This window comes from Chitinophaga sp. GbtcB8 (assembly GCF_019091455.1).
Lineage (GTDB): Bacteria > Bacteroidota > Bacteroidia > Chitinophagales > Chitinophagaceae > Chitinophaga.
On sequence record NZ_JAGXJN010000015.1, the window covers coordinates 78,825 to 95,806 of the forward strand.

The following is a 16,982-nucleotide window of genomic DNA, read 5'->3' on the forward strand; positions in this document are numbered from 1 at the left end:
CAATTGATCCTATGAAAACATTAGAAATTAGCTTTATTCACATCCCACCACAACCGGGTGCCGCCATTATCCTGGCCGCCCAGCAACTGAATGCCCTTGTTCAGCTCTGTTCTGTTGGTATTGTACTCATTCTGCGGGTAAGGTAAGCGGCGCACCTGTATATCGGTATCAATAGTACCACCACTGTTATTATTCACTACCGTGAACAGTTTGGGATAACCCGTACGGCGGAACTCTGTCCAGGCTTCCTGTCCTTCGGGGAACATCGCGATCCATTTCTGCGTCATTATGCGCTCCAGCTTTTGTTCGCTGGTAGCAGCATCGCTCCACTGGATAGTAATATCAGAAGGCGCAGCTGCATTGTTAGCCGCATTCTTCGGATCTGTATAACCGGCTGGTTTTGCGGTGCTGTTATTTATATAAGCAGCATCCGTTACCCCCCACTGTGCCAGGGAGGTATTGATCCCCTGCTCATATAACGACTGTGCAGTACCGCCGGTATTGGACCAGCCGCGCAGGGCAGCCTCCGCACGCAGAAAATATACTTCTGCAGCGGTCATCAGCTGTACCGGTGTAGTTAAGGTAAAAGAAGGTGCGCTGCCATCCTTAAAGTTGAGGGTAGAGTAAGTCTGGTAAGCCGGCTTATTAACGGTGCTGCCTATACGGATACCTTTATACTGTACCGGGAAACTGGCGTCAGTAGAGCGGTCCATGTAACGGCCAATGCGCGGATCGTTGTAGCCGGACATATAACTCTGGATAGACGCGCCAATATTAATATCCGTCCAGTTCATGGCTATAAACACCAGCGGGTTGCTGAAACCGGCACCGGAAACTTTCACTTTCATGATACCGTCATTATCCGTGATCACGCCGCCTTCAGCAGGGTTCAGTGCTTTTTCCGCCTGTGCCCTTGCCGTAGTAGGATCGATCTTTACAATGTGCATGGCTAAACGCAGGCGCAGGGAGTTGGCAAACTGCAGCCAGCGGTTAAAATCTCCGTTATACACCAGGTCCATGGGCGCAAATTCAAAAGGCAGCTTTTGCCCGCTGCTGATCCAGGATCTCAGCGTAGTGGTGGCAGCATCCAGCTCTGTAAAAAAGCTGTTGTAAATGGCTTGCTGGTTATCATACGGCACACCGGATTTAGCGCTGCCGGCCTGGCTGTAGGGTAATGGCCCGTAAATATCTGTGGCCCGGCCCATGGCCATGATCTTCACAAGCTGCGCTACCGCAAATACAGCCGGGTAATCTTTATCCACGCCCATGCCCTGCATCTTGCTTACGTAAGACAATACATCCAGGTACACTACTTTAAACGGTTCACCATTCCAGCTGGTCATCATAAAATAGTTCATGTTGGTATTGCCGCCAAATGCGTTGGACGACATCATATAACCCGAAAAACAATCCGCGTTCAGGTTCTGCTGCAGCTGGTAAGAGTTGGGATCACCACCGCCGGAGAAATTGATCACCGCCATCTGCTCATGCGTCATAAGGGAGGTGAGGTTGGTATTTACACCGGTATTATCCGTATTATACCTTTCAAAGTTCTTGGTACAGGCACTGGCACCGGTTAAGATCACCCCCGTCATAAACAGTAAGCGGTATAACCGGCAGGACTTGTATATATTGTTGTTAGTACGTTTCATGTTGAATCAGTTTTTTAGAAAGAGGCATTTAAAGACAGACCAAAACTGCGGGTTGCCGGCGGCATAAAAATGTCTACACCTGCCAGGCCGTTACCGGTTGACATAGTTACTTCCGGGTCAAACGGCGCCTTTTTGGAGAAGTAAGCCAGGTTACGGCCTACCAGCCCTACTTTCAGGCCTTTGATGAAATGGGTCTTTACCGGGATGGCGTAGTTCAGCGCTACTTCACGCAGGCGCACCACGGTAGCGCTGTAAATGTATTCGCTGGATACGCCGGTACGGCCGCCTGTTACAGCATACCAGCTCTGCGCATCTACTACGCTCACGGCTTTACCGGTGGGGTCTGCCCCATTCACCTTTACACCGCCTGCATCCCGCGCATCACCGCTGGCTTTGGATACGCCATACTGGTCCATCATGGCCTGTGTTACAGACAATACCTGCCCGCCAAATTTGCCATCTATCAGAAAACCTAAAGAAAAATTACCGTAAGTAATGTTATTGTTCCAGCCCAGCTGCCATTTGGTGTTGGCATTGCCCAGGTACGTGAGGTCGCCGCCCTGCACAATGGGTTTGCCGCTTGCATCTATCATTACACGTCCCTGCGCATCGTGCTGTAAGCTGGTGCCATAAATATCCCCGTAAGAGCCGCCTTTGGCAAACTGTGATGCATAGCTGGTGCCGGATTGCCCGCTCAGCGTAAAGTAAGGTACCCGGTCATCCAGGGAAATTACTTTGTTATCATTTACAGAGTAATTCAGCGCCGTATTCCATTTCAGCTTACTGCTGCGGATCACATCATAACCTATGGATACTTCTACCCCTTTGTTCTGGATGTTACCGGCATTAATGTAAAAGCTGTTGTAGTAAGTAGCCTGGCTGGCGGCTATTTCCAGCGTCTGGTTCTTGGTATTGGTTTTATAATAGGTAGCATCTACATTCAAACGGTTGTTGAAGAAACGCCACTCTGTACCCAGCTCCAGCGAGTTGGTAAGCTCCGGCTTCAGCGTGGTAAAGGGCGCTTTGGTATTGTTAATTACACCGCCGCCGGCGCCAATCGTATAGGCCGCCGGGTTACTCATATATGCGTCAGGAGAATTACCTACCTGCGCAAACGAACCTCTTACCTTGGCATAGCTGATAGCCTGCGGTAAGGTAAGCACCTGGCTCAGTATGAAGTTCAAACCTACAGAGGGATAGAAGTAGCTCATATCCGGTGTGTAAGAAAGGTTAGAAGCCCAATCGTTACGGGCCGTCAGGTCCAGGTATACCCAGTCATTATAAGAGATGTTGGCGCTGGCAAACACGGATTGCCACTGGCTGTGCTTTTCCTGCATGGTAGCAGAGTTCAGCGGGTTTAATACCTTAAAGTTCTGCAGGGTGAATACGTTGGGCAGGTACAATCCATCCTGGCCGGAAGCGTAATAGTTACCGGTAGTTTTTACATCCCGTACGCTGGTACCTACCAGGCCTGTTACCTTGAACTTATTAACAGGGAAGTTAAAGTTGGCGATCAGATCACCGTATTGCTGAGTGTTTACGCCGTTGCGGTAATTGTAAGCGCCGTTCACCGGTGCAATTACAGTGCTGGTACCATCATATAACTTCTGCTCGTAAATATCATTGATGCGGTCTATACTTCCTCTGGCCTGTATGTTCAGCCAGGGTTTCACATCATATTTTACGCTGGCGTTCATCAGCACCCTGTTACGGGTAAGTGAGTTGGTGTTACGGTTAACGATCCACCAGGGGTTCTGCTGTATATCTTCCGGGAAAGCCCAGTTCTGTGTGGGCCGGTTGGTAGCGGCATTCAGCTGCTCAAAGCCATTTTTATATGGCAGTATATCCACCCCGCGCGGGAACAGGTACAGGCCCGTTAAAGGATTAGTGTAAAAACCGGCAGTGGGTGTGTTGTCAATGGTCTGCGTTACATAGTTCACATCTCCTTCCACCGTCAGCTTATTATCGAAGAAGTGACCGGTTTCCTTAAACGTAATATTATTACGGCCCAGCTTATTACCCGGCTCAATACCTTTGGCGCTGGTGTTGGCGTAAGAGAAATATGTTTGTGCTTTATCCGTACCTACAGAAAGGTTTACGGAGTTGGTCCAGTTCTGGCCGGTCTGGTAAAAATCATCCAGGTTATCGTGGCCGCCGTTGGAAATTTTATTGCCCCAGCTTTGGGTAGGCGTGCCGGCTGTTTGCCCGTAATTATTCTGGAACTCCGGTTTAGTGGCCACTTTGTCAATGGTGTACACAGAAGATACATTCACCTGCAGGCGGCCTGCCTTACCACTTTTGGTGGTAATGAGGATCACGCCATTAGCGCCCTGGCTGCCGTATAATGCAGCAGCAGAAGCACCTTTCAGCACGGAAATGCTTTCAATATCTTCCGGGTTCAGGTTAGAGATGGGATCCCCGCCATCATAGGAAGTACCGCCACCATAAGAGCTATTAGGCTGATTGGTGGTAGTATTATTCATTGGCACCCCATCAATTACATACAATGCCTGGTTGCTTTGCAGGCCGGATTTGTTACCGCGCAAAATTACCTTGGCAGAACCACCCACACCGGAGGAGCTGGAGGAGATGTTTAACCCGGCTACCTTACCATTCAGGGTATTTACCAGGTTAGATGTTTTTACCTTGGTAAGCTCACTGCCATTTACCTGCTGGGTGGCATAGGTAACAGACCTTTCCGATCTTTTTACACCTAATGCGGTTACCACTACTACATCTTTCAGTTTGTTCACCGCCTGTTTAAGGGCAACGGTGATGTTTACGGTTTCATTGTTCACTGTTAGCTGCTGTTCCTGCGGCTCATACCCTAAAAAAGAGATGGCCAGGGTATAAGTGCCGGGGGCTATATTGGCAATGGTAAAGGAGCCGTCTGCGCCAGTTTGCGCACCACGTTTAATCTCCTTCAGGTATACTACGGCGCCGAACAGGGGTTGCCCGGTTTCATCTTTTACGGTGCCTTGTACGGTCTGGGGCGGCGGTGGTGTAACGGCGGCCCCGCCGGGCTTTGCGCGGATAATAATGATCTTGCCGGCTACCTCGTAGGTGAGTGGTAAACCTTTGAGGCAGGTGGTCAGCACTTCATCTACCGACGCTTCTTTTACATTAATATCAATATTCCTGGTCTGCTTGATCAGGTTATTGTCGTACAGGAGGGAAAAGCCGCTCTGGGCCTGGATGTCGGCAAACACCTTGCTAAGCGGTACGTTCTTTGCGGCCAGGGTTATCTTTTGCGAATATCCCTTAGCACTGATCTGTAAAATGCCAACCAATAAAAAAAGTGTGGTCAATTTCATAACAAGAATGAGGTTGGTGGCTGCAAAATGTCGCCTGGGCGGCACTTTACAATGTACCCGTAGTTTCATAACTTTGTTTGGTTTGGTTAATTAAAGTTGTTCAACGCATCTTTGTAGTTATTCCAAACGCCCGCCGGGAGTGTTCGCTGCACTTCCGGCTTTTTTTTGGAAAACCCTGTTTATTTAAATTTTCAATACACGTGTTTGTTTGCTATGTGTTGTTGATTGTCCCTTATCTGTGATTATTATAATTAACTCATTATTATTAAGCGGTTGCCTTCCATGCGGTAATGTACCCCGCTGCCTTCCAGCGCTTTTAAAACATCTGCCAGGTACACGTTCCGGGCTATTTTGCCTACAAATTCATAATCTTTTACCGGTCCTTCATACACCACTTCCAGGCCGTACCAGCGGGCTATCTGCCGCATCAGTGCGGGCAGGTCGGCTTTATTGAACTGGAAATAACCGTTCTTCCAGGCCATGGCCTGCTCCATATCCGCTTCTTTTACCAGGTTCATATTCCCGTTCCTTTGCAGGCGGGCCTGCTGCCCGGGGGCCAGTAATAGGGAAGCGGCGCCCTTGCTCATTTTCACAGCGCCCTCCAGTAAAGTGGTGCGCACTTCTGTTTCATCGCTATAGGCGTTCACGTTAAAGTGGGTGCCTAATACTTCTACTACTGCCTCATTCACCTTCACCCGGAAAGGGAGGGTTTTATTATGCGCTATTTCAAAATATCCTTCTCCATGCAGCTCTACGCTACGCTCATTACCGGTAAAGTGGTTAGGAAAACGTAAGGAGGAGGCGGCATTCAGCCATACCTTGCTGCCATCCGGCAGGGTAAGCTGGTACTGGCCGCCAGCGGGGGTGGTAATGGTGTTAAAAACCGCCTCGCTGCCGTTGCTGGCAGCGGGCGGGGTATAAGCCAGTTGTCCGTTTTTCAGTTTTATAATGCGGGTGCTGCCCTGCTGCGCCAGTACGCCATTCTGTGCGCTGTCCAGCACAATGGTGCTGCCGTCTGCCAGGGTAAGCATGGCCCGGTTACCGCCAGGGGCATGTACCTGGGGTACGGCTGCTTTGGGTACTGCCTGGGCTACCGGTTGCGGGGCAGGCTTACGTAACCAGTACAAAGCGCCGGCAGCCAACAATACCAGCACCGCAGCGGCGGCTGCTACTCTTTTCAGGTATACTACGCTACGGCGGCGTATGGGAGCCGGCCCTTCATCCAGCGCATCCAGCCGGCTTTCCAGCCTGTATGCAAATTCCGGGGAAATGGGCAGGAACGCCTTAAACTCCTCCGGCACATCGCACTGCTGTAGTACAGCATTGAACTCCGCCGGGGTAACTTGCTGCAGCCAGGCGCTTACCTGTGCAGCTTCTTCCGGCGAGGCAGCGCCCCGGGCATACTTTTCCAGTAATAATATAATTGTCGGCTGGTCCATGGGTAGTTTCTGCTATACAGGAGTAAAGACGCACTCCTGCCTCAAATGGACACCCCGAAGAGAAAGTTTTTTTGAATTTTTTTTAACCGATTGGTTATCAGCAACAATCTGAACAAATCAGTCCTCGACAGCGCAAGGTTAAGAAAGTTATGTATTGAGGGATCGATCGGTCCTGCAGGAAGGCAGACACTTTTATTCCAGGTGCAGCTGCTGCTTAATAAAATGGATGGAGGCATACAGGTGTTTCTTCACCGCGGAGCGGGAAATATGGAAGGCGGCAGCTATTTCATTGAGAGACATACTTTGCTGCGTGCGCATAAAAAAGATCTGCTGCTTGCGTTTGGGTAGTTTTGTAATGGCATCCATGGCAGCACGTTCGTATTCCTTATAAATAAGGTCGCCTTCTACGGTACTGCCGGTTTCCACCTGGCCGGCACTGAGGTCCTGTGCAGCTTTCAGGCGGGTGGCCTGTTGCCGGGAATGGTCAAACAGCTTGTTTTTGGCCATAATGAACAAGTAATCTTCCAGGGAGCGGATCGCTGTGAGGGTTTCCCGGCGCTCCCACATTTTCAGGAAAATGTCCTGGATAATCTCTTCAGCATCGGCCTGGGAGCGGGTGCTGAAGTGCACAAAGCGGTATAGAGCCGGGAAACAGGCGGTATACAGGTCTGCAAAAGCCTGCCTGTCCCCCGCTGAAGCCTTCAGCAGCAGGTCCTCCACATTGGCCATTACTGTCTTCTCATTTGCGGCAGCCCCTAACATGTTATACGAGAGGAGGCGAAGGTAACTAAAATTAGATTTGGAAACTTTTGGCCCAACCTTTAAAACAGCTTAAAATTAGGGCGTACCCTTCCTTTACATTTTACATTTAAAATCTTACATTTTACATTTTATAAGAATAAGTAACTAAATTTGCGCTCTACTATAATATTTGATTAAACTTTTATGCGTACTATTTCACTAAAAAGGGTTGTAGTTACTGGGTTGGGAGCATTAACGCCTATCGGGAATGATGTAAACACTTTTTGGAAAAATATCAAAGCCGGCACCAGTGGTGCGGCGCCGATCACCCGGTTTGATACCACAGAATTTAAGACCAAGTTTGCCTGTGAGCTGAAAAACTTTGATATAGAAAAGTTCATGGAAAAGAAAGAGGCCCGTAAAATGGACCTTTTTACACAATATGCTATGGTAGCCGCTCAGGAGGCTATTGAAAATGCCGGTATCAACTCCGGGGATATTGACAAAACAAAGATCGGTGTGATCTGGGCCTCTGGCAACGGCGGTATGCAAACCTTCGAAGACCAGATCGTGGAATTTACCCAGGGTGGCTTTATTCCCAAGTTCAATCCCTTCTTTATTCCCAAGCTGATCTCTGACATTGCAGCAGGACAAATAGCCATTAAATATGGCTTTATGGGTATAAACTATTGTACGGTATCTGCCTGCGCTTCTTCCAGCAGCGCCCTGGTAGATGCTTTTAACTACATACGTTTAGGCAAGGCCAATGTAATTGTAGCCGGTGGCTCTGAAGCGCCTATTACCCGTGCAGGTATTGCCGGTTTTAACGCGCTGAAAGCCCTCAGCACCCGCAATGAGGAGCCGGTAACAGCCTCCCGCCCCTTTGATACGGACCGCGATGGTTTTGTAATGGGCGAAGGCGCAGGCGCCATCATCCTGGAAGAATATGAGCACGCGGTAAAAAGAGGTGCTACTATTTATGGGGAAATGGTAGGCGGCGCCATGACGGCAGATGCTTACCACCTGACCGCTACCCACCCCGAAGGGCTGGGCGCTAAGCTGGGTATGAAAGAAGCCCTGGAAGATGCGGAGCTGACCCTGGAAGATGTAGATTATATTAATGCACACGCTACCTCTACCCCGGTAGGCGATATCAGCGAGCTGAAAGCCATTACCGGCCTTTTTGGGGAGCAGGTGAAAAAGCTGAACGTAAGCGCTACCAAATCCATGACCGGCCACTTACTGGGTGCTGCCGGCGCTATTGAGGCCATTGCCTGTATCAAGGCTACCCAGGAGGATATTGTGCCCCCCACCATTAATACAACGGTATTGGGCGAAGGTATTCCTACGGATGTAAACCTGACCATTGGTAAGGCGCAACAGCGTAAAGTGGATGTTGCCATGAGTAATACTTTTGGATTTGGCGGACATAATGCCATTGTAGTATTTACAAAAGTAAAAGCATAAAAATTTCGTGCTATCACTAACGTGGTGGCTCACATACTGCTTTATATTTAAAAAAAGGAACGGCTGTTTTAACTAACGGCCGTTCTTTTTTTTGGCACAGAATTTCGGTACCTTTTGCATATATGTTGCCTATGCACCGCTTATCCACGCTGCTTTTTATTTGCTGCTTTTTCAGCATAACGGCGTTTGCACAAAGAACTGAAGCTAATCTGAACGAAGCTAACGTACCTGCCTATACGCTCCCCGACCCGTTACAAATGGCTGACGGTAAAACCGTTACCACCGTACAACAATGGAACAAGGTGCAGCGCCCCTATATATATCACCTGTTTGAAACCAATGTGTATGGCCGTTTTCCGCGCACGCCGGTGCAAATGAGCTTTAAGGTGACCAGCCTGAACCCCTATGCGCTGGACAGCCTGGCCACCTGCAAACAGATCACCCTGTATTTTAACCGGGCCGATTCCAATGCACAGATCCACCTGTTATTATACCTGCCCAATAAAGTACGGGGCCAGGTACCCGTATTCCTGGGCATGAACTTTTATGGCAACCAGTCAGTAGCAGATGATACCACCATCCCCATAACTCCGCATTATACGGTAAAAGGCCCCGGCATTGTTGATAACCATGCTACAGAAGCCTCCCGGGGCGCACAGGCATCACAATGGCCTATCAAAGATATTATCAGCCGCGGGTATGGCGTGGCCACCTTTTTTTACGGAGAGGTGGAAGCGGATAAACCGGACGGCTGGCAAACCGGTTTCCGCACGCAGCTAAAAGATGTATTACATATAGAACCGCAGGAGTGGAGCGCCATGGGCGTATGGGCATGGGCGTTATGCCGCGCGCTGGATTACCTGCGGCAGGACCGCAGGGTAAATGAGGACCTGGTGCTGCTGATGGGCCACTCCCGCCTGGGTAAAGCCGCCCTCTGGGCCGGCGCCAGCGATCCGCGTTTTGCCATGGTGATCTCCAATGAATCCGGCGAAGGCGGGGCCGCCCTCTCCAAACGCGACTATGGCGAGAACATAGAGATCATTACCCGCGCCTTTCCTCACTGGTTTGTAGCCAATTATAAAACCTTTGCGAATAATACCGCCGCTTTGCCGGTAGACCAGCACATGCTGCTGGCCCTGATTGCCCCCCGGCCCTTATACGTAGCCAGCGCCGAAGGCGACCAATGGTCCGATCCCCGCGGCGAATTCCTCAGCGCCCGCAATGCTGAACCGGTGTACAAACTGTTTGGCAAAGAAGGCGTTGGCACTGAAACTTTTCCACACACACAGCAGCCCACCGGGGAGTTTATCCGCTATCACATCCGCTCCGGCAAACATGATGTTACCTCCTACGATTGGGAGCAATACCTGCAGTTTGTAGGTAAACATATGGCCCTGCGTTAATCTGAAAAATTTGACTGTTGGCAACCAATTATGGCGTAGTTTAGTAGCTTGAAAAAGTTCGGACAAGGACTTTTTGAGGACTTTAGCTTATGTCAAAGAAGAAGAATGCAACGGTTCCTGCTGTACCGGTAGCTGCGGATGATAATATTGCAGTGTTTGGCGCCCGGGAACACAACCTGAAGAACCTGGACCTGCAGTTGCCCAAGAATAAGCTGGTGGTGATCACCGGCATCAGTGGCAGCGGCAAATCATCACTGGCTTTTGATACCATCTATGCGGAAGGTCAGCGCCGTTATATGGAAAGCTTTTCCGCCTACGCCCGCCAGTTTATTGGCGATATGGAAAGGCCGGATGTAGATAAGATCACCGGCCTTTCGCCGGTTATTTCCATAGAACAGAAAACCACCAACAAAAATCCCCGCTCTACTGTAGGCACTATCACAGAGATCTATGATTTTCTGCGCCTGCTGTATGCCCGTGTAGGTGTAGCCTATTCCTATAACACCGGCAAGCGTATGACGCGTTTTTCCGAAGAGGAAATACTGGCCCACCTGTTTAAGCACTACGCCAAAAAGAAGCTGGTGATACTGGCCCCCCTGGTACGCGGCCGTAAAGGCCATTACCGGGAGCTGTTTGAGCAGGTGCGCAAGCAGGGTTACCTGAAAGTGCGGGTGGATGGTGAGGTCCAGGACCTGAAAGAGCGCATGCAGGTAGACCGCTATAAGATACACGATATTGAGTTGGTAATAGACCGCATACAGGTACAGGAAGATGCCCGCACCCGCATTAGCCAGAGCGTGCAAAAGGCCCTGCAAATGGGCAAAGGGCTGCTGTTTGTAATGGACAACGACACCGAAAAGGTAAGCCAGTACAGTAAGCAGCTGATGTGTGAGGATACCGGCCTTTCCTACGAAGAGCCCTCTCCCAACACATTCTCCTTTAACTCCCCCTACGGCGCCTGCCCACGCTGTAAAGGCCTGGGCACCATTTACCAGATCAATATGGATGAGGTGATCCCGGATCACAGCGTATCAATTAACGATGGCGGCCTGGCGCCCCTGGGCGAAGCGCGGGATACCTTTACCTTTAAACAGGTACAGCAGCTTTCCCGCAAATATAAATTCTCCCTCACTGCACCCATCAGCGATATTCCGCAAAAAGCCATGAACGTACTGCTGTTCGGCGATGAAAACGGCAAGCTGGAAGTGGATATGGACTTTGGTTCCAACGGCAACGGGGAATACGCTACCGAATATGAAGGCGTAGTGAATATGGTGCGCCGCTATTTCAATGATACCTCCTCTGACTACGTGCGTAACTGGGCAGAAGGTTTTATGCAGCTGAGCACCTGCCCGGAATGTAACGGCGCACGTCTGAAAAAGGAAAGCCTGCATTTTAAGGTAGATGAAAAGAATATTTCCGAGCTGGGGGAAATGGACCTGGATAAGCTGCAGGACTGGTTCCGGAACATTGAAAAACGGCTGGACAGCAAACAGAATGTTATTGCCAAAGATATTCTTAAAGAAATAAGGGAAAGGCTGCAGTTCCTGCTGAACGTAGGTTTAAGCTACCTGACCCTGAACCGCCCCACCCGTTCGTTAAGCGGCGGGGAATCGCAACGCATCCGCCTGGCCACCCAGATAGGATCACAGCTGATGGGCATCACCTATATCCTGGATGAGCCCAGCATAGGCCTGCACCAGCGGGATAATATGCAGCTGATAGAAGCCCTGCAGCACCTGCGGGAAATGGGCAATACAGTGATCGTGGTGGAGCACGATAAAGATATTATGCTGCATGCCGATCACCTGGTGGATGTAGGTCCCGGCGCCGGTATTCATGGTGGACAGATCATTGCCCAGGGCACGCCCCAGCAGGTAGTAAAGCTGAATACGCCTACGGCTGGTTACCTGAATGGTAAACACGGCGTTACTATCCCGGCAGAAAGAAGGAAAGGCAACGGTAAGTTCCTGGAGCTGAAAGGCGCTACCGGCAATAACCTGAAGAATGTAAGCTTAAAGCTGCCCCTGGGCACTTTTATTTGCGTAACAGGCGTTTCCGGCAGCGGTAAATCCACCCTCATTAATGAAACGCTGTACCCTATCCTCTCTAAACATGCATATGATTCCAAGCTGGTACCACTGGCTTATAAGAGCATAAAGGGTTTAGAGAATATTGATAAAGTGATTGAGATAGATCAATCGCCCATAGGCCGCACCCCGCGCAGCAACCCGGCTACCTACTGTGGTTTCTTCACTGATATCCGCCAGCTGTTCTCACAGGTGCCGGAAGCCAAGATCAGGGGATATAATGCCGGCCGTTTTTCCTTTAATGTTAAAAGCGGCCGTTGCGATGTGTGTGAAGGCGGCGGCATGCGCGTAATAGAAATGAACTTTTTGCCGGATGTATATGTGCATTGTGAAAAATGCAACGGGCGCCGCTACAACCGCGAAACCCTGGAAATACGATACAAAGGCAAGTCCATTTCCGATGTGCTGGATATGACGGTGGATGAAGCCGTGGAATTTTTCCAGCCCGTGAATTACATTTACCGCAAGGTTAAAACCCTGCAGGATGTGGGACTGGGGTATATTACCCTGGGCCAGTCGGCCGTAACCCTTTCCGGTGGCGAGGCCCAGCGTGTAAAGCTGGCCACGGAGCTGTCCAAGAAAGATACCGGTAAAACCATTTACATCCTGGACGAACCTACTACCGGCCTGCACTTCCAGGATATACAATTGCTCCTGAACGTGCTGAATAAGCTGGTAGACCGGGGCAATACCGTCCTGGTAATTGAACATAACCTGGATGTGATCAAAATGGCAGACCACATCATTGACCTGGGGCCTGAAGGCGGCGGCGGTGGCGGTACCATTCTTTGCACCGGTACTCCGGAAGAAGTGAGCACCTGTAAGGATAGCCACACGGCGAAATTCCTGAAGAAAGAGCTGTATAATTAATAATGAAGAATGAATAATTAATAATAATGGGTATGAATATTACACGTAATATCGTACTCTTAATTATTGATTGTTCATTCTTCATATTGAACAATAATTGTAACGCGCAACATTACCCTCTTGATTATTAATTATTCATTATTAATCATTAATTACTAACGGCTTATTTGTGAAGTACTTTATATTGTTATTACTGTTAGCGGCGGTGGCCTGTGACGATGAGACCAAGTTCTGTGACCAGGCGCTGAACACGGATCTGCACATGCGCTTTATACGCGACAGCGCCGGTTTTACACGGGATACTACCATGGACCAGGTAACGCTGTATGCGCTGAAAATGGATAGTATTTACCGCAAACAGGCGGTGTCGGATGTATTTCTGTCCCTGTCGCCGGTGGCAGACAGCAGCCGTTTTTACCTGAAGGTTGATTCCATCTCCGAGCCGGATACTATCACCTTCCGGTACAAAAGAGCACCACACTTTGTTTCTCCGGGTTGCGGTTTTGCCACTTTTTTTAACCTGGATACGGTGATCAGCACCAATAATACCATCCAATCACTATTGATCAATCAAAAGGCTATAACTTCCACCACGAATGATACAGCGCATATTACTTTATATTTTGGTATTTAGCAGCAGCTGCATAGGGGCGCACGCACAGGTGAAAAAACCTGCGCTTACGCCTATAGACAGCAGCGTACGGGCTGCAGATACCACTGCGCGTAAAAACGTTGCGGAAAAGAAAAAGCCTGTGCCGGCCTTACCGGATAGTATATACGAAGTACCCGGCGGTTTAAGGATCGGTATTGACATTAGCCGTTTTATCCTCAAAGTATTTCAACCTTACAGAACGGATATTTCCTTTGCCGGTGATATGCGTATTAAAAAAGACCTGTACCTGGCCGCAGAACTGGGTTTTCATACCACCTCGCACAGTGATAGCAACTACACCTATAAAGGCAATGGCATTTTTACAACCGTAGGGGTGGATTGGAATTTCCTGCAAAAGATCAGCAATAAGGAACGGTACATGATCTATGGCGGTATCCGCTATGGATTTGCCCATCTGAATTATGAGGCGCCCAGTTATACTATTTATGATTCTTACTGGGGCGATAAGCTGCCGGGCAGCTTTCCTAAAACCAGCGTGAATGCGCATTGGGTAGAGCTGATACTGGGGCTGAAAGCAGAGGTATTAAAGAACTTCTTTTTAGGATGGAGCATCCGGGAAAAGATCAAGGTGAGCGGCCCTGGCAAAGATCTTGCATTTCCCCCCATTGTTATACCCGGTTTTGGCAGCGGCACCAAAGGATCGCAGTTCGACTGGCAATACACTGTATCTTATTGTATACCCTTAGGGAATATTAAAGTACATGTACCCAGGAAAGCAGAACCGCCGAAAAGGCGCTAGCGTGGTCAATTACTCCCTGATCATTTCAACATGCGGTATATTATCTTCCAGGTACATATCGCTACTCTGGCGGAAGCCTAAGGAGCTATAGAATTGCAGTAAATATTGCTGCGCGCCTATCTTAATAGGTTGTTTGCCAAAACGCGCTTCCAGTAAAGCAATAGACTTTTCCATCAAGGCCCTTCCTGTACCGGTGCCCCTTACTTCCTTTGCGGTGATCACTCTTCCGATAGAAGCCATTTCATATTTAATGCCAGGGGCAAACAGGCGGGTATAGGCTACCAGCTTGTGATCGTCATTATAACCCATTACATGCACGGCCTGCTGGTCAGCATAATCCATATCCTGGTAAGGACAATTTTGTTCTACTACAAAAACTTCGCTGCGCAGGTGCAGCAGCTCATATAATTCTGTTGTGGTTAATGATTCAAATGTTTTCTCTATCCAGATCATAATGATATTAGTTCTTAATGTATATTCCTGTTGCAAGAGCCAGGCACAAAGCATTTAACCTCATTTCCTGCGCACAACCGCCGCCACGCTCAACGCCATGGACTATGGACCATCGACCATGGACTTTTTTCCAAAACTAGCCCAAACCTTTCATAAATTTACGCCCTTTATAAGTGTGTAACCGTCAACAAATTGATCATGAGTGAAAAAGGCAGGGCTTTCCTGACACTGGAACATATTACCGTACGTTACCTGGATAAAACATTATTCACCCACCTGAACTGGGAAGTGCTGGAGGGCCAGCAGTGGGCCATTACAGGCAACAGCGGCTCCGGCAAAACAGCGTTGTTAAATACAATTGCAGGCCGCTTTAACGTGATCAACGGCGGTATCCATTACCACTTTTATGACCAGTACCGGCAGCAGCACACCATCACAGATCCGTATTTCACCTATCGCAACCTGCTGGCGCAGGTAGCCCATCATCATAATTTCCGTAACCGTAGCAATACGTCTGATTTTTATTACCAGCAACGCTTTAACAGCATGGATGCAGGCGATGCCCCTACCGTGCGCCAATACCTGTATGGGGAGGCCGCTACCCCGCAGGAGGAGCCCCTGCTGGCGCCTCTGCGCATTAATCCCCTGCTGGATAAGGAGCTTATTAAACTCTCCAACGGGGAAACCCGCCGCGTAATGATTGCCAAAGGCCTGCTGCAAAAACCCGTGCTGCTGATGCTGGATAATCCCTTCACAGGCCTGGATGTGCAAACCCGCCGGCATTTTATGGACATGGTGAACCAGATCATTGCCAGCGGCATTCATGTGCTGCTGGTTACCAATCCAACAGAAATACCGGATAATATTACCCATGTGCTTACGCTGGATAATGGGGTCATAACAGGCAGGTATACACGCCAGGAATTTCAGCAGCTGCCCATTGCCACCACCGCAGCGGCAAATGATGGCCCGGTTATTAACGAAGAAAAGCTGCAGGCGCTGGTACAACCTGCCCCCCGCGCATTTAATACCATTGTGCATATGGAAAATGTGCACGTGCAGTACGGCGATAATACAATACTGGACAATATTAACTGGACCGTAAAGCCCAATGAGAAATGGGCCTTGCTGGGGCCTAACGGCGCAGGTAAATCTACCCTGCTTAGCCTTATAAATGCAGATAATCCGCAGGCTTACGCAAATGAGCTGTACCTGTTTGACCGTAAGCGCGGAAGCGGGGAAAGCATCTGGGATATAAAACGTAAGATCGGGTTTGTATCACCGGAGCTGCACCAGTATTTTCCCACTGCTAACAACTGCCTGCAGGTAGTGTGTTCCGGCTTTTTTGATATTATTGGCCCTACGCGTAAACCATCCCCGGAGCAAACCACCCATGCACAGGGCTGGATGGAAATACTGGGCATTGACCAATATAGTACGCAATCTTTTAAACAGGTGCCTGAAAGCATACAAAGGCTGGCCCTGCTGGCCCGCGCACTGGTGAAAGACCCGCCCCTGCTTATTTTTGATGAGCCCTGCCAGGGGCTGGACAGCCGGCAAAAACAGCATTTTAAACAGGTAATAGATACCCTGTGCGCAGTAATGGAGCTTACCCTGATCTTTGTAACACATTACCAGGAGGAAATACCTGCTTCTGTAACAAAGGTATTACAGCTGGAAAAGGGAAAGGTAGTGGCTTCCTGAGGTTTTCGTATATACCATGCTGTTATAAACAATAATATTTTTCTGGTATTTTTTTGAAAAATGTAAACATTTTATGAAACCGTGGGGTAGTAAATTAACGTATGTAAAGGAAGCCACGTGAGTTTGTAATTACATTGTTAACCAAAAAACTATCCGCCATGAATCCACAGCCTAATCTGTTATTGAATCCATTACAGCACATTCACCAGTTGCTCACTGAGTTACCCCTGGCCGTTAAAACCCGCATTTGTACAGAGTGTAACTGGAGCCTGCCTACTTATTACCGCAAAGTAAAAGGCGCGCATATCAGCAATGCAGAAAAAGAAAAGATCACCTTCATCCTTTTTGATCAGCTGCAACAAACCTGGCAGCGTTGCAAAAATGGCCATAATCCGCCGCCAGCACCAGCTGCAGCACTGTCATAAAAAGCCAGATCT

General features: G+C 49.1%; 12 protein-coding genes. 7 read left to right on the top strand and 5 right to left on the bottom strand.

Annotation, left to right across the window (positions count from 1 at the left end):
- Positions 1-20: 20 nt before the first annotated feature.
- From KVT36_RS15330 to KVT36_RS15345, 4 genes are all read right to left on the bottom strand, one after another.
- On the bottom strand, positions 21-1,652 hold the full coding sequence (locus KVT36_RS15330; RefSeq protein WP_254640019.1) for a SusD/RagB family nutrient-binding outer membrane lipoprotein: 1,632 nt from the start codon (positions 1,650-1,652) through the stop codon (positions 21-23).
- Between the two features lie 14 nt (positions 1,653-1,666).
- Positions 1,667-5,035, bottom strand: a complete 3,369-nt coding sequence (locus KVT36_RS15335; RefSeq protein ID WP_254640020.1) for a SusC/RagA family TonB-linked outer membrane protein — start codon at positions 5,033-5,035, stop codon at positions 1,667-1,669.
- A 182-nt stretch (positions 5,036-5,217) separates the two neighbouring features.
- Positions 5,218-6,405, bottom strand: a complete 1,188-nt coding sequence (locus KVT36_RS15340) for a FecR family protein (protein WP_217604354.1) — start codon at positions 6,403-6,405, stop codon at positions 5,218-5,220.
- 192 nt (positions 6,406-6,597) lie between these two features.
- The gene (locus KVT36_RS15345; protein WP_217604355.1) at positions 6,598-7,167 is read right to left on the bottom strand and encodes an RNA polymerase sigma factor; all 570 of its coding nucleotides are present in this window, start codon (positions 7,165-7,167) and stop codon (positions 6,598-6,600) included.
- A gap of 183 nt (positions 7,168-7,350) precedes the next feature.
- Between KVT36_RS15345 and fabF the strand changes: the two genes are divergently transcribed.
- From fabF to KVT36_RS15370, 5 genes are all read left to right on the top strand, one after another.
- The gene (gene fabF / locus KVT36_RS15350) at positions 7,351-8,613 is read left to right on the top strand and encodes a beta-ketoacyl-ACP synthase II (protein WP_217604356.1); all 1,263 of its coding nucleotides are present in this window, start codon (positions 7,351-7,353) and stop codon (positions 8,611-8,613) included.
- A 131-nt stretch (positions 8,614-8,744) separates the two neighbouring features.
- Positions 8,745-10,016 carry a S9 family peptidase gene (locus KVT36_RS15355; protein ID WP_217604357.1) on the top strand — a complete coding sequence of 424 codons (1,272 nt, stop codon included), beginning with the start codon at positions 8,745-8,747 and terminating at the stop codon, positions 10,014-10,016.
- A gap of 89 nt (positions 10,017-10,105) precedes the next feature.
- Complete coding sequence (gene uvrA, locus KVT36_RS15360) at positions 10,106-12,976, top strand: excinuclease ABC subunit UvrA (protein WP_217604358.1); 2,871 nt, start codon at positions 10,106-10,108, stop codon at positions 12,974-12,976.
- A gap of 169 nt (positions 12,977-13,145) precedes the next feature.
- Positions 13,146-13,610, top strand: a complete 465-nt coding sequence (locus KVT36_RS33190; RefSeq protein ID WP_217604359.1) for a DUF6452 family protein — start codon at positions 13,146-13,148, stop codon at positions 13,608-13,610.
- Positions 13,573-14,388, top strand: a complete 816-nt coding sequence (locus KVT36_RS15370; protein ID WP_217604360.1) for a DUF6048 family protein — start codon at positions 13,573-13,575, stop codon at positions 14,386-14,388. The genes KVT36_RS33190 and KVT36_RS15370 overlap by 38 nt, the downstream gene beginning before the upstream one ends.
- A gap of 9 nt (positions 14,389-14,397) precedes the next feature.
- On the opposite strand, the gene KVT36_RS15375 is transcribed toward KVT36_RS15370, so the two are convergent.
- The gene (locus tag KVT36_RS15375; RefSeq protein ID WP_217604361.1) at positions 14,398-14,841 is read right to left on the bottom strand and encodes a GNAT family N-acetyltransferase; all 444 of its coding nucleotides are present in this window, start codon (positions 14,839-14,841) and stop codon (positions 14,398-14,400) included.
- Positions 14,842-15,039: 198 nt separating this feature from the next.
- Here KVT36_RS15375 and KVT36_RS15380 point away from each other — a divergent pair, with 198 nt between their 5' ends.
- Positions 15,040-16,545, top strand: a complete 1,506-nt coding sequence (locus KVT36_RS15380) for an ATP-binding cassette domain-containing protein (RefSeq protein ID WP_217604362.1) — start codon at positions 15,040-15,042, stop codon at positions 16,543-16,545.
- A 158-nt stretch (positions 16,546-16,703) separates the two neighbouring features.
- Positions 16,704-16,970 (top strand): hypothetical protein, encoded by a 267-nt coding sequence (locus KVT36_RS15385; RefSeq protein ID WP_217604363.1) that lies wholly within the window; start codon positions 16,704-16,706, stop codon positions 16,968-16,970.
- The last annotated feature ends 12 nt before the right edge of the window (positions 16,971-16,982 follow it).